The organism is Chryseolinea soli (genome assembly GCF_003589925.1).
Lineage (GTDB): Bacteria > Bacteroidota > Bacteroidia > Cytophagales > Cyclobacteriaceae > Chryseolinea > Chryseolinea soli.
In genome coordinates this window covers 585896-605072 of record NZ_CP032382.1, presented here as the reverse complement: position 1 = coordinate 605072, position 19177 = coordinate 585896, and the positions used below count along the sequence as shown (strand labels likewise).

Below are 19177 nucleotides of genomic sequence, written 5' to 3'. Positions count from 1 at the left end.
GTAACATAATCTCAAAGTAAAAAGAAGTTTATGTTACTATCAAGTTATTCGTCAACATATAAAAAAAAGAAGCCGGACATTTCTGCCCGACTTCAAACTACAACCAGACGCCCTGAAAATTTTTAAGTATTAGTGTCCGTTCACCGTGGCGTATTCGGGAACCGTTTTGACTGTCTTGATGATGCGTGCAGCCACCTTGTAGGGATCGGCCGCGGAGTTGGGACGGCGGTCTTCCAACCAACCTTTCCAGCTGTTCTCCACCGTGGCGATCGGGATTCGGATGGACGCTCCGCGATCGGAAACTCCGTACGAGAACCGGTCGATCGACTGTGTCTCGTGCTTTCCGGTGAGGCGCAGGTGGTTATCGGCACCGTACACGGCGATGTGTTCCTTCACGTAAGGAGCAAAAGCCTGGCATACCGTGTCGTATACATCCTTGGAGCCGGCGGTTCTCAGCAGCTCGTTGGAGAAGTTGGCGTGCATGCCCGAGCCGTTCCAGTCGGTGGCGCCCAGCGGCTTGCAGTGCCAGTTGATGGCCACGCCATATTTCTCAGCCGTTCTTTCCAGCAAATAGCGGGCTACCCAAACCTGGTCGCCGGCGGCTTTCGCGCCCTTGGCAAAGATCTGGAACTCCCACTGGCCGGTGGCCACTTCCGAGTTGATACCCTCCACGTTGATGCCCGCATCGAGGCAAAGGTCAAGATGCTCTTCCACGATCTCGCGGCCGAAAGCATTCTTGGCGCCCACCGAGCAATAGTAGGGTCCTTGAGGAGCGGGGTAGCCACTGGCGGGGAAGCCGAGCGGCTTGTCGGTCTCGGGATTCCACAGGAAATATTCCTGCTCGAAGCCAAACCAGAAATCATTGTCATCGTCGTCGATGGTAGCGCGTCCGTTCGAGGCGTGTGGTGTGCCATCGGGGCTCAGCACTTCACACATCACGAGGAAGGCATTCTTACGAGCAGGATCGGGAAACAAGGCTACCGGTTGAAGAAGGCAGTCGGACGTGTGTCCGTCGGCTTGCTCCGTAGAGCTGCCGTCGAAGGACCATCCTGGGCAACCGTCGAGGGTGCCATCGAAATTTCTCACGATCTTGGTTTTGCTACGCAGGCTCTGAGTAGGCTTGTATCCATCGAGCCAGATGTATTCAAGTTTTGTTTTTGACATAAGGTTGCAATTTTTTGGTTAAGGAATTAGAATTTATAAACTGCTGCGAAGGTGGCGGAGACCATAGAGTCTTTCGCCTCGCCGTCGCTGTTGACGAAGCTGTCTTCGGAAGTTTTGTCAAAGCGGAGTTCAGGGATCAGCGTAAGTGGTCCAACCTTCGCGTTTCCGGAAAGTGTGAACTCGATCACGTTGCCCTTGTTGTCGCCATCCAATCCGATAGGAGAAGCGAGCGGGTGGGCGCGGAAGCCGGGGAAGTTACCCACCGTGCCACCTTTCACGCCGAAGTACTCAGCACGCAAGGCCAGCGCAAAATTGTCTGATACGGTAACTTTCGGATACAAGGCCACACCGTAGAAGGAGGTGGATTTGCGCGTGCCATCGATGACATCGCCGGCGGCGTTATACTCCTGACCTTTGGCAATGGTTTGGTAAGTAGCATTGGCACCCAGGAAGAAAGCGTCGCTCAACGTCCATCCTGTCGTGAGGTCGACTTGGAACAGATCGCCGTAGGAAGCAGCGGGCTCTCCGCCGAAGTCGGCCTTCTTGAGCTTGCCGTCCTGGTCACCATACAACACGTTGAACCAGATACCGCCTGCATCGGTGGTCTTACCGATCTGACCGCCCAGGGTGTACGTGTTCACTTTGTTGAATTCCAAAATATCCGTCGGGTTCATCACGGCCAGTTTCGCTACCAATCCGCTTTCGGTCGCAAAGTCTACGCGCAAGCCGGTGTGATTGAAGGGACCGTTAGAGAACATGTATGAAGTGGAGTAGTTGGCGTTCAGTGTGGGAGAGATCACTTCATATCCCACGAAGGTGTTGAACTGACCAAGGTTCACCGTTACGACATCCGACAGTTTAATATAAGTATACAATTGGTTCACGATCTGACCGCTACCGGCGGCGGCAACGTTGCGATATCCACCCGAGTTGAATACGGCATCCGAACCACGAGGACCGAATACGAGATCTGCAACGAATCCTACTTTCTGACCTTGATAGGATGCGATCAGGTTCGCCATGCCGAGTGAAAATCCTTTCAGGTTACCGAAAGAAGTGGTCGGTGCGGCGGTTCCAAACGCGGTGTTCTTCATGCCGAGTGCGGTGTGTGCATAGACGTCGATGGAACCCGATAAGGTGAAGGTTCGCGTCGAATCCTGGCTCATCGCAGAGAAGGCCAATCCTATTAAAGCCAAAGAAAGTAAAAGTCTCAGTTTTAGAAATTTCATAGTTTTGTTGTGTGTTTTAGTAAACAATAAGCTAGAGTAATCCCGGGGGAGTATCTCACACTCCCTGGGATGCTTTAGTGAATGACGCGGAGATCAATAGGCTAATAACAATCTCTTTGTTCATCGGCTGCTTTGCATTTCCCGGACAAAGCACTCCTGAAAAATTACAGCCAGTGTTGTTTAGAAATCGTGTGGGTGAGAACTTGTAGACTTTGTCATAGATCGTGGGGGTTAGTAGTTAAGGAAAAGGTTAGGTTTAGGTTAGATAAAGGTTCGGTTAGTATATTTTTTAAGAAGTCCCGGCACTGGTACTGCCGGGACTTCTTTTTGTATTAGGCCATTTCTTCTTTCAGCGAGCTGAAATCGGCTGGGTAAAGATTCTCGCCGTGCTGGCTGAAATCGGAACCCAGTTTCTTTTCTTCCGCCGATACTTTCAGAGGCGAGATGAGGTCGGTCAGTTTCAACAAGATCAACGAACCGAGGAACGTGTAGGCGATCACAATCACCAGGGCGATCATGTGCACTTGGAAGAGGTGGAACTCGCCAAAGAACAGACCGTTGCCGGTAGTGTTCAGGCCGTTCACCGCCGTGTTGGCCAGCAAGCCGGTCATTACCATACCTACTGCTCCACCCACACCGTGGCAAGGGAATACGTCGAGTGTATCTTCCAGGGAAGTTTTTGCTTTCCAATGCACGACGATGTTACTGATGATCGCAGCGAACGTACCGATGAACAAGCTCGAAGGGATCGTTACGAAACCGGCAGCAGGGGTGATGGCCACGAGACCAACCACGGCACCGATACAGAAGCCAAGGGCAGAAGGTTTCTTGCCACGGGCAGCATCAAACAAGATCCACGCAAGACCAGCAGCAGCCGAAGCGGTGTTGGTAGTAGCAAAAGCAGAAGCGGCAAGTGCACCGGCGGTCAATGCGCTACCGGCGTTGAAACCAAACCAGCCGAACCACAGCAAGCCTGTGCCCAACAATACGAAAGGAATGTTGGCGGGAGCGATCGATTTTTTTTCTTCACCCTTTGTTCTCAGGTAAATAGAAGCGGCCAAAGCAGCGAAACCGGCAGACATGTGCACTACGGTTCCACCGGCAAAATCAAGCACACCCATTTTAAAGAGGAAGCCGTCAGCATGCCAGGTCCAGTGTGCCAGGGGAGCATAGATCAACAAGGAGAACAACACCAGGAACAGGATATAAGACTTGAAGCGGATACGTTCAGCAAAAGTACCGGTGATGAGCGCAGGGGTGATGATGGCGAACTTCAATTGGAAGAAGGCAAACAACACCAACGGAATGGTACCCCACAGCGGAGCATCCAATACGTTGCCGAACATGAAGTATGTAGACGGGTTGCCTACAAATCCCCCAATATCTTCGCCAAAGGCAAGGCTAAATCCTACAACGATCCACAACACCGAGATCACGCCCATGGCGATGAAGCTCTGGAGCATGGTGGTGATAATGTTTTTGGTGTCAATCATCCCGCCATAGAAATACGCCAGGCCGGGAGTCATGAGCAATACTAAAGCGGAAGCCGCCAACATCCAGGCCACATCACCCGAATTCATGCCCTCGGTGTTGATGGTCGTAGGGACGGCCGGCATAAAGACTGCCAGAATGCTTACCGCAATCAGCAGGACGAGAAAGACGATTGATTTTTTCATTTTGCTTGTAGTTTTAGGATATAGGGGTAAAATTTTACTGGTTGTGATTAATAATTGGACGAATATTTTAACAATAGGGTAATAAATGAACCACTTTTGAAAAAAAATTCACGGAAACGTTGTAGGTAGGGTCTGTTTCTAACCGAAAACGGGTAAAAATTATAAAATTTTTAAAAGATCGGGTCCGTCCAAACCTTATTGGGAAATAGAACGAATGGCATTGGTTTTATTCTGAAAAAGGGTACCGGGATAGATGAATCGAATACCCGGTAAGTGATTGCTAGAGAGGATTTTAGACACCCGGATCCGGGGATAGTCCGTTCGTTAACAAAATGTGATGCCCACACCGTGAGAGCACCATCAGGCGGGCTAAGCCTTCTTTTTACGCTTTTTGCCGGCAAAGACCTTTCGCTCCAGGCCGATCGAGGCCTTGCCGGTGCCCTTTAGGATGACCTGTATGTTTTTTCGCGTGATCACCAATTGCTGCGGGACCAAATCAAGCCGGTCCACAAAAACATTGATCTTCTCACCCGACTTGCCCTTTTCGATGCCGTTTTCAATGAGATCCGGCACCTGGTCAATGAGCGGTTGAACATCGATCGAGAGCTTTTCCTGGACAAAGCCCAGCGCGTTGTCGTGCAGCATCCAATCGGCTGTCGTGATCAGCGCATTTTCAGAATCCACATCAAACCGGAAGTCTTTTACCGAGAACACGGCCTTTGTAGTGTCATAATAAGGAGTACCCCGCAGGTAGACATTGCCTACCACATCGCCCTTCACCTGGATCTTCAAGGCCAGGCCATCGTCGGTGCCATAGGCCGATACATCTTTTACCGTTGCCGAGTAGCCCTCGGCGGTAATGGTCTTTCCCTTTAATTCTTTTTCCAGGATGGCGTTGATCTTTTCAAAGGGCAGCGTGGCCAGCACGAAGATCTTCAAACTGTCGGCGGCCGAGGTCTTGGGTTTGTAGGCGGGCAGGGTGGTGTTGGACGGGAGAATGTCTTCGTCTTCCAGGATGGTTTGTATCGTCGCCTCCAACTCCACCTCCAGCACCATGAACGAACCACTTTGCGAGAGTTTCGCTTTCAGGTCGTGCGCATAGGGCTTGAGCCACACGGGCATACTTTTCTTATTGATGCGAATTGGCTTCTGCAGATCGTTCCAGATTTTGACAATGACCTTTCGCGTGTTCAACCGGTCGCGCAACGCGTCGTCCATTTTTCCGATGAGTTGCTCCTGGTGTAAGGCGATGGCCTCCTCCACTTTCTTGCGCAAGTTCACTTTCACCATCGCCACCTTCAGCACCGGGTCTTTCACCCAGCGGATGAGTTTCAGCTTCGACTCCAGCTTCAGGTTCCAGTCTTTGCCGATGCCCACCTGGGTGACCAGGTTCAGCACAACCTCCATTTCCACGGGCTCTGAATTTTTTATCACGATGCCCCCGAGGTGCTTGATGAACTTGCCCGAGACATGCAGTGGGAACGAACTGGTGAGGGCATGCTTGTCCCAGGCGATGTTGATCCGCCCGGTGCGGGTTGTTTCCAGGTAAAGGCTGTCGCCCTTTTCATTCAACACCATCCATTTCTTTAAAAAAGTGCCCTTCACTTTATTATTGATGGTGGCTTCCAGGCTGTCGACATGATAGTATACCGGTATCACTACCGTGGAGCGTGGCGGTGTCAGTTCTGTTTCCAGCCGGGTAGGTTTGGGAGGCTCGGGTCTCACCCGCTCGCATTGAACAAGGAGCGTCGCCGCCGCAAGACCACAAAATGTGACGATAGCTCCTAACTTCATTTTCATTTCCCTTATACTTGTGTAGATTCACTATCAACACATAAGATATGAAGAAGTTACTACCCGTCCTGCTCGCCCTCATGGCCTTTTCCATCCATGCACAGGAAAAAGTTGAAAAAGCGCCCATCGTAAAAGAAGGAGAGGGGCCATATACGCAGCTCATCATCCGCGGCGTGATGCTCATCGACGGCACCGGTGCGCCGCCCATTGGGCCCACCGACATTGTGGTGAAGCAAAATAAGATCGTTTCGATACAAACCGTGGGCTATCCGGGTGTTGCTATCAACAGCGAAAAACGGCCCAAGCTGGAAGCGGGAGGGAAAGAGCTGAACGCCGAAGGCATGTACCTCATGCCCGGTTTCATCGACATGCACGGCCACATTGGTGGCTCACAAGCGCCCAGTGCCGAATATGTTTTCAAACTGTGGATGGGCCACGGCATCACTACCATACGCGAACCTTCGGCCGGCAACGGGCTGGATTGGGTGTTGGAAGAAAAAAGACTGAGCGCCGAGAACCGCATCACGGCACCACGCATCTGGGCCTACACGGTTTTTGGCCAAGGCAGCAAAGATCCCATCAGCACACCACAGCAAGCCATCGACTGGGTGATCTTAAATAAGAACAAAGGCGCCGACGGCATCAAATTTTTTGGTGCCCGACCCGAGATCATGGACGCTGCCCTCCGGAAGAACAAAGAGCTGGGTCTGCGCTCGGCATGTCACCACGCTCAAGTGGATGTGGCCCGTTGGAACGTAGTGAACTCTGCGAAGGCGGGACTGACGTCGATGGAACATTGGTACGGTTTGCCCGAAGCGCTCTTCACCGCACGCACCATCCAGGACTATCCCCTCGACTACAACTATCAAAACGAACAACACCGCTTTTCCGAAGCCGGCAAACTTTGGAAGCAAGCCGCACCACCGTATAGCGAGCACTGGAACGAAGTGATGAACGAATTGCTGTCGCTTGACTTCACGCTCGATCCCACCTTCAATATCTATGAAGCGAGCCGCGATCTGCACCGCGCCCGTCGCGCCGAATGGCACGAAGAGTACACGCTGCCGTCGCTGTGGGCATTTTATCAACCCAGCAAAATTTCGCACGGCTCCTACTGGCACGAATGGGGCACAGAACAAGAGGTGAACTGGCGAGAAAACTATCAGCTCTGGATGACCTTCGTGAACGAATATAAAAACCGCGGCGGACGCGTTACCACAGGATCCGATTCTGGTTTCATTTTTCAACTCTATGGTTTTGCCTACATCCGCGAGTTGGAGTTGTTGCGTGAAGCAGGATTCCACCCGCTAGAGATCATTCGCTCAGCTACCTTATATGGAGCGCAAGCCCTCGGAAAAGACAAAGAGGTTGGTTCTGTTGAAGTAGGCAAGCTGGCTGACTTTGTTATCGTCGAAGAAAATCCCCTAAAGAATCTACAGGTGCTCTATGGCACCGGCGCCATAAAGCTGACCGAAGATAATAAAGTGGTCCGTGTTGGCGGTGTCAAATACACTATCAAGGACGGCATTGTCTATGACGCCAAAAAGCTTCTTGCAGATGTTCGAAAAATGGTAGCCGACGAAAAACAAAAGAGTGGGTTTGTCCTAAAACAGCCCGGCACCAACTAGGATTTTTCTTTACATCGCCTTGCTTGCCCGCCGAAGCTTTAGCGAAGGCGAGGCGGTTCAAAATGATTTCATGGCTCACTCACATTTTTTGAGTGCCACCTTGCTGTCGGTGAACGTCACTTTCTTCTTATCTGCATAGAAGGAAGTGTCGTTTCGCTCGATGTGTTCGCCAATGCCCTCTACCAATGAATTGTCGACCCACTGAAAAATGACCTCACGTACGCTGGTCACCCCTTCAGACGTAAACGTATAGTAAGCATCCAGCATGTTGCCTCTCACGGTACCCCGGATGGTACCGGTGTTCTTGTCTTTTTCCTCCAATGAATAAAGCAAGTCCCCGGACGCAGCATCGCCGTTCACCGCCAGTTGAAGCTCGATGCTCGACCCACCTTCATGAAACGCGTAGCACCCGGGTTGCGGACCCCCTTCAACGCTGGTTTCGGATGATTGTTCTTTGCCGCGATGACAGGCCGCGAGCAGCACGATGGCTGCGATAAATGATAACGTTGGTTTCATGATCCCGGGGGTTTGAGGTAATAACAACTCGGAGGGGCTAAGGTTTTAACCCTCCGCTCATACGCCATCCCAGTCAAGTTTATTTTTTTGGAGCGGGGTCTAACCGGCTCAAGATGTCCTGATAATAGGCTGCCCCGTCTTTGTTAATTTTTTCCACGTTCACGCCCGTGGCTTCGAGGAGGTCCAGTTTATGTTTGGAACCGGCTACGAATTTCTGCGGTGTGTAATATGTGATCGTGTTGGGCACAAGTTTGGGTTTCTTGATCTTTATGCGTGCCCGGTAAGTCAACAACCACCAAAGGTCGGTTTCCACAAAGCCGAGGGTGAGCCCGATGATGTGGATATCGGTGGTGAAAAAAAGATCCAACCAGGAACTGCCATCCAGTGCACCGGTTTCCAATCGTTTGATGAGCGGGAGTTGATATTTTTTGGACGCATACTGTGTACCCGTAGCCACATAGTTGCGAATGTTTTGCAGTTGCCCGCTATAGTGTTCAAAACCCAGGTTCACAGAGTTGGGATGGAGTCGGTCGCCATGGACGTGCCACACGCGCTTGTTGCCGGCGCGGTAGTGCCTGAAAACACTGTAAAGCATTTCCTTGACAATGCCTTCGTTTTTTTTTGGGTCGAATCCCTCGACCGAAAAATCGTAGTTGGTGGTGATGATGTCGTCGGTGGGAAGGGCGCGGATCACATCGTAGAGCGGGTGCTTTTTGATTTGCGAGATGTTGTCGCAGATCGATTTTTTTAGTTGGGTTTCGGAAACTCCTTTTTTCTTTAAGTTGGCGCCAGTGAGAAAGATCTCTTCGTACAAGAGCGGAAATTGTTTTTTCTTTTCTTCGTCGATCGTAAAGCCGATATCGGCGGCGAGCCGCTGCAGGAGGTTGTCCCAGCTGTTGTCGGCGTCGAGGTTATTGATGCCGTTGCCGAGCAGGATGGAGAATTTTTTCATAGAGAGGGTGCTTTCTTATTTTCAAAATTCAGTTAAAACGGTAGCGTAAAGTTAGTGGATTGAACGCAGATCCTATGGGCTGGGGTTTCGCTTGCCGTAAAATGAAAAACGCCGGTAGGGGCACCGGCGTTTTTAAAACCCTGTAAATGTGATTATTGTACTTTCTTGAAAAAATATACCTGCACGTCGAAACTCAGACTGATGACAGGAGTTTGGAACGGACCACCGAGGGAATGGTGAAAGTCATAAGGGGGCGTAACGACTAAGTGCCTCGTTAAGGCATCACTTACTTTTTATTCTTGGCAAAGTATATCTGCACACCCAGACCAAAATTAAAAGAAGGCTCATCGATACTCTTTATGCCGTAGGATTCCTCTTCGTACCGGGTATGTTGAGTCTGATAAAACGCCCTTCCTTCGATGCCAACACTTTGGGTAAGAAAATAGACCAACCCCACACCACCTTGGAAACTGCTCATCTTCTCTGTCGACTTGGTATAGACCACCGAATAGGGATTCTGCGAAATGATGTTCGGATACTTGTCCCAGGTCCACCCATAGCTGTAGCTTACTTCCGGGAAAATGGCCCATTGACTTCCCAGCAGAAAATAGTATCTCACGGTTGGGCCAACGGAATAGGTTTTGGTGGTCGAGATCATTTCGGTGCTCAAATTGGATTTGGAATTTGTTTTTGCATAACTGTAGGGCGTGATCAGCCCAACCGTTAGCCGGTCGATGATAAAATACGAAACACTGGGCTGCGCGGCGATCGAGAACCACTTGCTTTCTGAAATGATGTTGGAATTGCTTGTGCCGTAGGTCGTATTGGCATTCCGGGTGAACCCGATAGAGCCACCCAGCAAGAAGCTTCCTTTGTCGGTTTGGCCATAGCCTGCGATGGCGATGAAACAAGAATATAACAGGAGTTGAAACGTAACGTTGATTTTCATAATGCGAAAATTAAGAATGGCGATTTGAGTGTTGACTATTGGGTATTTCTGAAGAGGTATACTTGCAAACCTATCGTGAAGTCAAAGGCATTGTTGTCGGTATGATCCAGCCCAACGTCGGTGCGATTGTAGGTATCGCGCATGGACTGATAGCGAAATTTTCCTTCCACACCAATGTTGGGGTTGAGAAAATAGACCAATCCCAGGCCGCCTTGTAAATTTCGTGTGTTCCCGCGATACGTAACGGGGACTATGTCGCCACTGAGATAGGAGTAGCCTTTGGTCACCGTCCAGCCATAGCTATAACTTGCTTCCGGGAAAATGGCCCACTGGTTTCCCAGGTGAAAATAGTACCGGATCAGCGGTCCGACAGAATAGGACGTGTACGTTGTTTTTTGATCGACGCCTTCAGTTTTATACCACCTATACATAAATGGGGTCACCACGCCAACGCTCAGGTGGTCGATCACAAAATAGGAAACGTTGGGATCGACGCCGATTGCTGATTGCTTTTCCTTGCGGGAAATCGCGGGGTAATTATAGGTCGTGTTCGTGTGCCCGCTGGAAAATCCCAGGGAACCGCCTAATAGAAAAGCGCCTTTTGAAGTTTGTGCAAAACTCGAAGAAACGGCCAGGCAAAGCCATAGCACTGCCAGAGAAGTAAATAGGTTTTTCATGGTAAAGGAAACTGCTGTTGGATTATGGTTACTTATAACTGTTTAAGAGAGATCGCAAAAATAAGAATGTAAATGAGGATTTTCAGTACAACGTTGTCGGGCTGGATGAGATTTCTTTCCGCCTGAATAAAATTTTATTTTACACCTTTTCTCGCAAAGTACATTTGTACTTCACAGTGAAGTTAATTGACGATTTGTCATCACGGCTCACTATTGGATCGCTCAGGTCACCGCGCCTATAGAAATCGTTGTTAGATAGAGAACAAACCTTTTCTATACCAATACTCGGTTTTAAATATTTCCGCCGGACAAGGGACCGGTGGTAGTTAGAATGCGATGAGATTTTTTTATGGGTTTGCTTTCCCGGCAAAGTATATCTGCACACCCAGACTAAAATTAAAGTTCGGCTCATCGGAACTCCTTCCGCGGTAAGCGCCGGGAACGTCTTCATAGTTGGTATGTGCATTTCTATAAAATGCCCTTCCTTCCACACCAACACTTTGATTAAGAAAATAGACAAGCCCGACGCCACCTTGGAAAACCCTTGTCTTATTGGTCAGGTCGTTGTTCCACGTCCATCCATAGCTGTAGCTTGCCTCCGGGAAAATGGCCCACTCACTTCCCAGGGGAAAATAGTACCTCACGGCCGGGCCAACAGAATAAGATTTATCCGTCGACGTCGATTCGCTTCCAGCATACTTGGATTTTATTTTGGAATAACTATAGGGTGTGATCAACCCGACGGCTAGCCGGTCGATGATAAAATATGAGATGCTGGGCTGCGCGTCGATCGTGAACGACCTGGTTTCTGTAGAGCCGGAGTTTGTAATGTACGTTGTCGTGTTATTGTGGGCGAATCCGATAGAGCCGCCCAGCAGGAAGCTTCCTTTATCGGTTTGACCAAAGCTGACACTGGCCATAAAACAAAAACACAGGAGGAACTGGAGCGTAACGTTGATTTTCATATGCAGGGAAGTAGCGATTTCGAATGTTATTTATTGTGTATTTCTGAAGAGGTATACTTGCACACCGATCGTGAAGTCAAACGAGTTGTTGTCGACGTGGTCCAGCCCGGCGTGATTGTAGGTATCGCGCATGGACTGATAGCGGAATTTCCCCTCCAAGCCAATGTTGGGGTTAAGAAAATAAGTTAAGCCCAGACCGCCTTGCAAATTCCGCGCGTTCCCGCGAAACGTTTGCCTAAAGACATCGCCGTTGATAGAATAATGTCCCATGGTCTCCATCCAGCCGTAGCTATAGCTTGCCTCCGGAAAAATAGCCCAGTGGCTTCCCAGTGGAAAATAATACCGGATGAGCGGTCCAATCGAATAGGATCGGTACGTTGTTTTCTGATCGATATCCTCCCGTTTATACTGCGTATACGAAAGTGGCGTCACGATGCCAATGCTCAGACGGTCGATCACAAAATAGGAGACGTTTGGGGCGAGACTGATGGTGGATTGTTTTTGCTTGGAAGGCGTGCTTAGATAATCATATGTACTGGTCGAGTGCCCGCTGGAAAAACCCAGCGAACCACCTAATAGAAAAGTGCCTTTTGAGGTTTGAGCCATGCTGGAAGAAACGGCCAGGCAAAGCCATAGCGCTGTCAGGGAGGGGAATAGGTTTTTCATGATAAAGAAACTGCTATTGAATTATGGTTACTTGTAACTGGTTGAGAGAGTCCGTAAAAATAGGAACGTGAGCGATTTCGTCAAAACCACGGCAGCGCCGGGTAACATTTCTTTTGTAACGATGAAGAACAGCAATTTGATATGGGGTGGACAACTTAAAGTTATAATATCTGAATAGCGGCCAGCGATTCGACGAATAAGAGAAGCGATAAGGAGGCAGGAGGTTGCCTCCTTATCGCGCTGGTTATTTTGCGTTTCGCGCAAAGTATACTTGCAAACCAACGCTAAAATTGAAGGACGATTGGTCGATGCCGGTCGGAACGACTCCCGTGCGCTCGCCGCGTTCCTCGGAATCGGTCCGGTTCTGGTAATAGACTTTTCCTTCTATGCCAATGCTCGGGTTCAGGAAATATACCAGCCCCACGCCGCCTTGGAAAATACTGGTGTGCCCATTTATCTTGAGACTTTCGTAGTCGCCCGTGGCAGGCACGAAATTGGGGGTCTTGGTCCAAAGCCATCCGTAGCTATAGGCTACTTCCGGGAAAACGGCCCATTGATCCCCCAAGGGGAAATAGTAGCGCACCACGGGACCGATCGTGTAGCTCGACCCAGTCGATTGCACGCCGTCTGATTTTATTTTGGTGTAGCTGTAGGGCGTGACCACGCCTACGGCCAGTTGGTCGATAACGAAATAAGAAATGCTGGGACGGATCGAAAACGTGGTGCTTTTGCTTTCAGAATTAAAGGTGCTGCTGGAGTAGTTGTACTTGCTTTTGCCACTCTGGAAGCTGAGCGAGCCTCCCAGCAGGAAGCTTCCTTTTGTGGTTTGGGCATGGACGGCAGGGCCGAGAAGACATAGGCACAACGCGACCTTGGAAATAGATCTGACTTTCATGATTTGAGGGGTTGGTTAAGGATAAAATAGGACTTACAATGGCGATAACTAGTTCAGGTAGGACCTTTGACGAAAATAATGAATGCGAGGGATAATTCCACTCGGTCGAGCGATCAAAACGGAATGGCGGAATAAAACGTCCATGACCGGTCTGGCGCGCTTTGCAGTAGGTTTAGGATGATGGTCGACATTTGTTATCTTTGATCCATCAAGAAGTACTAAGCACCATCCGCATGTCCATCCCCCGCGCTTTGCGCAGGCATGGACTTCATCACGGCATTCCGGGATCACGGAATGCTGAAATCCATTTATCATTTATCCTGATTACGTGAAGTCAAAACATTTCATTGCCGTGGGGCTATGCGCATTTGCTTGCCTTGCCACACGTGCACAAATCCTAACAGATCACATCATGGAAACTCCGATATCAAACAAAGAAATCGTACTCGATTTTTGGAAACGCGCCATTGGTCAAGGCGACCTGGAGGTAGCCGGGCAATGTATAGCTGAAGATTACATTCAGCACAGCGCATCCGGCAAACCGGGCAAGGCCGCATTACTGGAAGCTTTGGCCATGTTCAAGCAAATGCCAAAACCCGAAAATCCTCCAAAGCCTTTCCTGCGCATCATCGCCGATGGCGACTACGTTGCGCTTCACATGCTCATCACCTTTGGCGGCCACACGATGATCGTGCTTGACATGGTGCGTCTTCAAAACGCCCGGTTTGCCGAGCATTGGGATGCCATCCAACCGATGAGCGAGGCCACGGCACATGCCGCCATCGATGGCCCAACCCAAATCAATGACCTCGTGCAGACCGAATCCAACAAGCAGCGGATAACAGACTTTGCACAAACGGTGCTCAAAGAAGGGCAGTGGGAGCAGGCGGCAGATTTTGTGTCCTCCGGGATCGTCACACATGACCCGGAGGCGAAGTCCGGGTTGCCCGGTTGGAAAGAGATGCTTCGACGCTGCACGTTTGAAAAGACATACCGTATCATCGGGGAAGGAAATTTTGTAATGACGCAATCCCGTGTGCTTCAAAACGAAACGCCTTACGCCTGTTATGATCTCTATCGTCTTGATAAAAGTAAGATCGTCGAGCACTGGCGCGTAAAGCAACCGATACCCGCAACACTTCTTCACAACAACGGCATGTTCTGATTCATCGTCAAAATTTTTTGTGGCTAAGGACCGGGGTAACGAATGGTAAATTAATTTTATCTTCACCCGGTCCAAAGCCCGAAAGATCCCATGAAACAAAACCTGATTCAACTCGCCCTGGTGGTTGCCGACTACGATGAAGCCATTGCCTTTTATGTCGACAAACTGAAATTTACTCTTTTGGAAGATACTACGCTAAGCGAGACAAAACGCTGGGTTAGGGTGGCGCCGCCCGGTTCGGAAGGATGTTGCCTGTTGTTGGCGAAGGCTGCCAGCGATGAACAGAAAAGCAGGGTAGGCAATCAAACCGGTGGAAGGGTCTTTCTGTTCCTTCACACCGACGATATCAAAAGAGATCATGAAAACCTGAAAGCGCAAGGCGTCACCATTGTCAGACCACCGCAGACCGAGTCTTATGGCACGGTGCTGGTCTTCGCCGACTTGTATGGAAACCTGTGGGACCTGATTGAACCACCAACAAAATGAGCTATTGGCTTTAGCTTCAGCAGGCGATTCAATAGCTATCGATTTTTCTTCGGTTCCGGAAGCCACCCCAAATGTGTGTGCTTGAAGTGATCCGGATATTTCAACCCATAGCCGAGGATCCTGTCGAGGGCGCTGTGTCCGAATAAAAGTAGTCCTGTAAAGGCCACCCAGGGCATTTGAAAATAAACTCCCGCCACATACAACGCGATGGCCAGTCCTTTGTGATGCGCTACATTATAGCAGGCCGCGCCGATCCGTGTATTAACGATATAGCCCAACATGCTCAGGTCGGGCGCAAGAAAGAGTATGGCGTATAGCCATCCCGGCTGGGGAAGGGACTGGAGGAGAAAAATGGCGAGAAAAAATTCCAGGGCTTCTTCTAACCGGAGCAGATTTTTCATAGCAATGCGAGTGATGAGAAATGTTTATCTTTCCTGTAAAGATAATGTTTTGAGCGAGCGAACAACGCCCACCCCTGCCTACCACACGAATGCTACCCGAACGACCGAGATCGTCGCCGTTGTGCTGACCGGCTTTGGTAAATTTTTGTTCGTGGATTGGCTCCATCTGAAATTCTGGTATGTCACGACGGCGTGCCTGTTGTGGATCGCCTACATCCTGTATCGCATCAAAACAAACCGAGATGTTCCGGCGTACTGGGGTTTCAGAAAAGAAGGCTTTCGAAACAGCCTGCGCTGGATCGGGCCGGTGTCGCTCGTCGCGCTGGTTGCTTTCATCGTTCTTGGCACCGCGAGGGAAACATTGGTTTTCAATTGGCATATCCTTCCCATCATGATCCTCTACCCGTTGTGGGGAACGATCCAACAATTCCTCATCATCGGGTTGATCGCGCGAAATATGGAGGATTGGGAGGGACGTAAAGCGGGGAAGGCCGCGATCGTTGTGGTCAGTTCAATCGTGTTTTCGATCGTTCATTTCCCGTCGATACCTTTAGTGGTCGCCACAGCTTTGTTAGCGATCGGCTATACGATTATTTATCTTCAATACAGGAACCTGTGGATACTGGGACTCTTTCACGGATGGCTGGGGTGTTTCTTCTATTTCTTTGTCTTGGGAAGAGATCCCTGGTTGGAATTTGTGAGTGCTGTGCTATGACGATACGTTACGATTTCTTTACCGTCATATATTTTCGCCACCACCATTGAAACACGATCAGCCCCCAGATGCGCGCATGCACATCGCCGGGATTGGATGAAAAGAGCTGACGCTTCAGTACGGCGATTGTGGGATAATCAAAGATCCCCTGCTCTGAAATAAATTTCTCCGATAAAAGCTCTTCTTCAATAAGCGACCGCATTTCCCCCCTGAACCATTTTAGCAACGGCACTTCAAATCCTTTCTTCGGCCGGTTATAAAGTTCCACGGGAAGGATCTCGCGAAAGGCATCCTGCACGATCCGCTTCCGCATGCCGGCGTTGATCTTATACTCCACGGGCAGGCTGAACGCAAAATTCGCCACCTCGTAATCAAGGAAAGGCACGCGCACTTCAAGACCATTCGCCATGCTCATCAGGTCGACTTTGGTGAGCATATCGTCCGGGAGCACAAGGTGCATGTCGGTGAGCAAAATGTCGTTGATGTTTTCTTTTTCGGGGAGACCGCGAAGAATATTTTGCTGGCGCGATGCAAAGTCGCTCAATCCGACGTTGGCGCGCACCTCGGGTTGCAGCATGTTCATCGCTTCATCTTTGCCGGCATAGCCAGCCCATTGCCAGTAGCGATCGCGGGACGAGAGCTTCATGCCTTCGCTGAAACGGGAGAGCTGGCGGATTTTATTTGTGATCGCGCCGCTACGGGACTTTGGCAGGACTTTCCATAACGAACCGAGCGCGCCCACTAAATTTTCCTTCCAGCCTTTGTCGGTGATCTGCCGGAACGCGGCGTGCTTGTTGTAGCCGGCAAACATTTCATCTGCTCCATCGCCCGAGAGTGCTACGGTGGCGTGTTTCCGCGTTTCCTTGCTGAGGATGTATACCGCGATGGCCGAGGAGTCGGCGAAGGGCTCATCAATATAATTTAGGATGGAGTGTACGTGCGTGTAGAGGTCATTGTTGGTCAGCGAAAAGACCGTGTGCTCCGTTTTGATCTGTTTGGCGACCAGCCGCGCATAATGCGTTTCGTCAAAGAACTTTTCATCGCGATAGCCGATCGAGAAGGTGTGCAGATCGGGCTTGTGTTTACTGGCCAGTGCTGCAACAATGGACGAGTCGATGCCGCCGCTGAGGAAAGAACCCAGAGGCACATCGGCCACCAACCGGCGTTGCACGGAGGCTTCCAGCAGGCGCTTGAATTCTTCTTTCGCGGTGTCGTAAGATAGCGGATTGCTTTCGGCTTTCTCGCGATCATAAGGGATCTCGTAATAGCGCGCCATGTCCATCTTCTGACGGCTGATCTTCAAGTAATGCCCGGGCAGCAACTTTTTAACATTGCTGAAAATCGTATCCGGCGCGGGAATATAGTTGAGTTGCAAGTAGGTGTAGAGCGACGTGTGATCCAGGTTGCGTTCGATACCAAACTGCAACACCGATTTCATTTCGGAGGCGAAAATAAATTTGTCTTCGTCGAAAAGATAAAGCAACGGCTTGATACCAAAACGGTCGCGCGCCAGGAAAAAGGTTTGCGCTTGGCGGTCGTAGATGCAAAAGGAAAAAAAGCCGTTGAGTTTGGGAAGACAGCTTTCTTTTTGCTGGATGTAGAGTTTGAGCAGTACCTCTGTGTCGGACTGCGTGAAGAAGGTCACTCCCTTGGCTTCCAGTTCCGCGCGCAGCTCGCGGTAGTTGAAGATCTCGCCGTTGAACACGATGCAGTAGCGCTTTTCGTCGTCCCACATCGGTTGGTTGGCCACGTCGCGGGTGTCGATGATGGAGAGGCGGCGGTGGCCCAGGCCGACCCATTCATCGATGTAAATGTCCTGGAAATCGGGGCCGCGTTTTTCCAGGGCCATGGTGGCATTGGTAATATGGATCTTGTTGAATTTGCCGACGAGGTTGAATGCGAAAATCCCGGTAATGCCGCACATGCTGGTAAAGCGATTGAATTTTTTGGGGAAAGTTAGGAAAGTTTGGGGATTGTCAGGTGTGGGTTTGGGAGTGATCCCCTATAAGGTTTTTCGTCGCTTCGCGTTCGCTAAAGCTTGGCGGGCGGGCGCAAAGGATGGGATTTTAAACAAATCGGCGTTTTGGGCATTATACAGATAACAAAGAAAAGAGAGATGAGCCTTGTTGATCACATCCGCGTCCAAAAGAAAATGACACGACTAAAAAAGCGACTTGAATTTAAACCGAGCGCCGAGGCACTTACCCTTGGGGTGGAGCTTGAATTGCAGGTTTTGGATGGGGAAAGCCTCCTGCTGACCCCGCGCGCGGCCGATGTGATGGAACGTGGTGAGGACGAAAAACTGAAGCCTGAATTTTTCCAAAGCACGCTGGAAGTGATCACCGACGTTTGCCACACCCTTCATGCCGTGGAATCCGATTTGAAGCATTCGTTGCAATTGGTATCGGCCAAAGCGCACACGTTGAACTTGAAGATCGCCTCAACGGGCACACATCCCTTGGCAGACTATCGCGAGCGGCTCATCACACCGTCCAAACGCTATGAAGAACTGATCGACCGCAATCAATGGATCATCCGCCGCATGGCGGTGTATGGCATGCATGTGCACATCGGTATGCCTTCCGGCGATACCTGCATCCGCTACAATTATTTCTTTATGCATTTTCTCCCCCATATCCTGGCGTTGTCGGGCAGTTCACCGTTCTGGCAAGGAAAATATACCGGGCTGTCCTCCTGCCGCCCGACTACCTACGAAGCATTGCCTACTGCCGGCATGCCCTACCTCGTGCGGAATTGGGATGAATTTCAGAAGCTGTATCGCTTCCTCATCCGAACCCAAGCCATCGAAAGCATGAAAGACCTTTGGTGGGATTTGCGCCCGAGTCCGCACTATGGCACACTCGAATTGCGCTTCTGTGACGAACCCGCCACCTTATATGAGACCATGGCCATCGTCACGTTCATTCAACTCCTGGCCCACTGGTTTCGCGACCACGAAGAAGAATGGGCAAAATCATTTACGTACCTGCATCGCTGGATCTTCCGTGAAAATAAATGGCGCGCCATCCGCTACGGCCTCGACGCCGACGTGGTGCCCACACGCCGCGGCAGCCCGAAACACATGCGCGACGATATCCACGAATGGATCCTGAAACTGGAGCCCTATGCGCGGGAATTGAACTGCGTAGAATATCTATCGCGCATCACCGAGATCACCACCAAAGGCAACAGCTCCCAACGCCAAACCCGCGTCTTCCAAGCCACCAACGACCTCGACGCCGTCATCCGCCACAACGTCGCCGAATTCGACAAAGGCATGCCGCTATGGTAGCCTTGTA

Annotated in this window: 18 protein-coding genes; 5 read left to right on the top strand and 13 right to left on the bottom strand. The window is 50.4% G+C overall.

Annotation, left to right across the window (positions count from 1 at the left end; all coding sequences use genetic code 11):
• Positions 1 to 129: 129 nt before the first annotated feature.
• From D4L85_RS02330 to D4L85_RS02315, 4 genes are all read right to left on the bottom strand, one after another.
• Positions 130 to 1164 (bottom strand): glutamine synthetase beta-grasp domain-containing protein, encoded by a 1035-nt coding sequence (locus D4L85_RS02330; protein ID WP_119752806.1) that lies wholly within the window; start codon positions 1162 to 1164, stop codon positions 130 to 132.
• Between the two features lie 26 nt (positions 1165 to 1190).
• Entirely contained in the window at positions 1191 to 2393 is a 1203-nt protein-coding gene (locus tag D4L85_RS02325) for an outer membrane beta-barrel protein (RefSeq protein ID WP_119752805.1), read from the bottom strand.
• A 332-nt stretch (positions 2394 to 2725) separates the two neighbouring features.
• Positions 2726 to 4069: an ammonium transporter gene (locus D4L85_RS02320; RefSeq protein WP_119752804.1), complete on the bottom strand. Its 1344-nt coding sequence runs from the start codon at positions 4067 to 4069 to the stop codon at positions 2726 to 2728.
• A gap of 369 nt (positions 4070 to 4438) precedes the next feature.
• On the bottom strand, positions 4439 to 5863 hold the full coding sequence (locus D4L85_RS02315; protein WP_160143495.1) for a DUF4403 family protein: 1425 nt from the start codon (positions 5861 to 5863) through the stop codon (positions 4439 to 4441).
• 47 nt (positions 5864 to 5910) lie between these two features.
• Between D4L85_RS02315 and D4L85_RS02310 the strand changes: the two genes are divergently transcribed.
• Positions 5911 to 7491, top strand: a complete 1581-nt coding sequence (locus D4L85_RS02310; RefSeq protein ID WP_119752802.1) for an amidohydrolase family protein — start codon at positions 5911 to 5913, stop codon at positions 7489 to 7491.
• 75 nt (positions 7492 to 7566) lie between these two features.
• On the opposite strand, the gene D4L85_RS02305 is transcribed toward D4L85_RS02310, so the two are convergent.
• From D4L85_RS02305 to D4L85_RS02275, 7 genes are all read right to left on the bottom strand, one after another.
• The gene (locus tag D4L85_RS02305) at positions 7567 to 8007 is read right to left on the bottom strand and encodes a hypothetical protein (protein WP_119752801.1); all 441 of its coding nucleotides are present in this window, start codon (positions 8005 to 8007) and stop codon (positions 7567 to 7569) included.
• A gap of 79 nt (positions 8008 to 8086) precedes the next feature.
• Positions 8087 to 8959 carry an SIR2 family protein gene (locus D4L85_RS02300; protein WP_119752800.1) on the bottom strand — a complete coding sequence of 291 codons (873 nt, stop codon included), beginning with the start codon at positions 8957 to 8959 and terminating at the stop codon, positions 8087 to 8089.
• A gap of 286 nt (positions 8960 to 9245) precedes the next feature.
• On the bottom strand, positions 9246 to 9908 hold the full coding sequence (locus D4L85_RS02295) for a hypothetical protein (RefSeq protein ID WP_119752799.1): 663 nt from the start codon (positions 9906 to 9908) through the stop codon (positions 9246 to 9248).
• A gap of 35 nt (positions 9909 to 9943) precedes the next feature.
• Entirely contained in the window at positions 9944 to 10585 is a 642-nt protein-coding gene (locus tag D4L85_RS02290; protein WP_119752798.1) for an outer membrane beta-barrel protein, read from the bottom strand.
• Positions 10586 to 10932: 347 nt separating this feature from the next.
• A complete protein-coding gene (locus D4L85_RS02285; RefSeq protein WP_119752797.1) occupies positions 10933 to 11550 on the bottom strand; it encodes a porin family protein in 618 nt (205 codons plus the stop codon).
• Between the two features lie 30 nt (positions 11551 to 11580).
• A complete protein-coding gene (locus D4L85_RS02280; protein WP_119752796.1) occupies positions 11581 to 12216 on the bottom strand; it encodes an outer membrane beta-barrel protein in 636 nt (211 codons plus the stop codon).
• A gap of 244 nt (positions 12217 to 12460) precedes the next feature.
• A complete protein-coding gene (locus tag D4L85_RS02275) occupies positions 12461 to 13111 on the bottom strand; it encodes an outer membrane beta-barrel protein (RefSeq protein WP_119752795.1) in 651 nt (216 codons plus the stop codon).
• Positions 13112 to 13523: 412 nt separating this feature from the next.
• On the opposite strand from D4L85_RS02275, the gene D4L85_RS02270 reads away from it, so the two are divergent.
• The gene (locus tag D4L85_RS02270) at positions 13524 to 14276 is read left to right on the top strand and encodes a nuclear transport factor 2 family protein (RefSeq protein ID WP_119752794.1); all 753 of its coding nucleotides are present in this window, start codon (positions 13524 to 13526) and stop codon (positions 14274 to 14276) included.
• A 90-nt stretch (positions 14277 to 14366) separates the two neighbouring features.
• Positions 14367 to 14762, top strand: coding sequence for a VOC family protein (locus tag D4L85_RS02265; RefSeq protein ID WP_119752793.1), 396 nt, complete (start codon positions 14367 to 14369; stop codon positions 14760 to 14762).
• A 35-nt stretch (positions 14763 to 14797) separates the two neighbouring features.
• Here D4L85_RS02265 and D4L85_RS02260 read toward each other — a convergent pair whose 3' ends face one another.
• The gene (locus D4L85_RS02260; protein WP_119758622.1) at positions 14798 to 15163 is read right to left on the bottom strand and encodes a DUF4260 domain-containing protein; all 366 of its coding nucleotides are present in this window, start codon (positions 15161 to 15163) and stop codon (positions 14798 to 14800) included.
• 49 nt (positions 15164 to 15212) lie between these two features.
• Between D4L85_RS02260 and D4L85_RS02255 the strand changes: the two genes are divergently transcribed.
• The gene (locus D4L85_RS02255; RefSeq protein ID WP_160143494.1) at positions 15213 to 15878 is read left to right on the top strand and encodes a CPBP family intramembrane glutamic endopeptidase; all 666 of its coding nucleotides are present in this window, start codon (positions 15213 to 15215) and stop codon (positions 15876 to 15878) included.
• 7 nt (positions 15879 to 15885) lie between these two features.
• Here the strand turns inward: D4L85_RS02255 and asnB are convergent, their stop codons facing one another.
• Entirely contained in the window at positions 15886 to 17802 is a 1917-nt protein-coding gene (asnB, locus tag D4L85_RS02250) for an asparagine synthase (glutamine-hydrolyzing) (RefSeq protein WP_119752791.1), read from the bottom strand.
• Between the two features lie 228 nt (positions 17803 to 18030).
• Between asnB and D4L85_RS02240 the strand changes: the two genes are divergently transcribed.
• Positions 18031 to 19170, top strand: a complete 1140-nt coding sequence (locus D4L85_RS02240; protein ID WP_160143493.1) for a carboxylate-amine ligase — start codon at positions 18031 to 18033, stop codon at positions 19168 to 19170.
• Positions 19171 to 19177 lie beyond the last annotated feature (7 nt).

Excerpts from the sequence above, each read along its gene's own strand:
- D4L85_RS02330 (WP_119752806.1), bottom strand. The coding sequence starts at position 1,164 with ATGTCAAAAACAAAACTTGAATACATCTGGCTCGATGGATACAAGCCT.
- D4L85_RS02325 (WP_119752805.1), bottom strand. The coding sequence starts at position 2,393 with ATGAAATTTCTAAAACTGAGACTTTTACTTTCTTTGGCTTTAATAGGA.
- D4L85_RS02320 (WP_119752804.1), bottom strand. The coding sequence starts at position 4,069 with ATGAAAAAATCAATCGTCTTTCTCGTCCTGCTGATTGCGGTAAGCATT.
- D4L85_RS02315 (WP_160143495.1), bottom strand. The coding sequence starts at position 5,863 with ATGAAGTTAGGAGCTATCGTCACATTTTGTGGTCTTGCGGCGGCGACG.
- D4L85_RS02310 (WP_119752802.1), top strand. The coding sequence starts at position 5,911 with ATGAAGAAGTTACTACCCGTCCTGCTCGCCCTCATGGCCTTTTCCATC.
- D4L85_RS02305 (WP_119752801.1), bottom strand. The coding sequence starts at position 8,007 with ATGAAACCAACGTTATCATTTATCGCAGCCATCGTGCTGCTCGCGGCC.
- D4L85_RS02300 (WP_119752800.1), bottom strand. The coding sequence starts at position 8,959 with ATGAAAAAATTCTCCATCCTGCTCGGCAACGGCATCAATAACCTCGAC.
- D4L85_RS02295 (WP_119752799.1), bottom strand. The coding sequence starts at position 9,908 with ATGAAAATCAACGTTACGTTTCAACTCCTGTTATATTCTTGTTTCATC.
- D4L85_RS02290 (WP_119752798.1), bottom strand. The coding sequence starts at position 10,585 with ATGAAAAACCTATTTACTTCTCTGGCAGTGCTATGGCTTTGCCTGGCC.
- D4L85_RS02285 (WP_119752797.1), bottom strand. The coding sequence starts at position 11,550 with ATGAAAATCAACGTTACGCTCCAGTTCCTCCTGTGTTTTTGTTTTATG.
- D4L85_RS02280 (WP_119752796.1), bottom strand. The coding sequence starts at position 12,216 with ATGAAAAACCTATTCCCCTCCCTGACAGCGCTATGGCTTTGCCTGGCC.
- D4L85_RS02275 (WP_119752795.1), bottom strand. The coding sequence starts at position 13,111 with ATGAAAGTCAGATCTATTTCCAAGGTCGCGTTGTGCCTATGTCTTCTC.
- D4L85_RS02270 (WP_119752794.1), top strand. The coding sequence starts at position 13,524 with ATGGAAACTCCGATATCAAACAAAGAAATCGTACTCGATTTTTGGAAA.
- D4L85_RS02265 (WP_119752793.1), top strand. The coding sequence starts at position 14,367 with ATGAAACAAAACCTGATTCAACTCGCCCTGGTGGTTGCCGACTACGAT.
- D4L85_RS02260 (WP_119758622.1), bottom strand. The coding sequence starts at position 15,163 with ATGAAAAATCTGCTCCGGTTAGAAGAAGCCCTGGAATTTTTTCTCGCC.
- asnB (WP_119752791.1), bottom strand. The coding sequence starts at position 17,802 with ATGTGCGGCATTACCGGGATTTTCGCATTCAACCTCGTCGGCAAATTC.
- D4L85_RS02240 (WP_160143493.1), top strand. The coding sequence starts at position 18,031 with ATGACACGACTAAAAAAGCGACTTGAATTTAAACCGAGCGCCGAGGCA.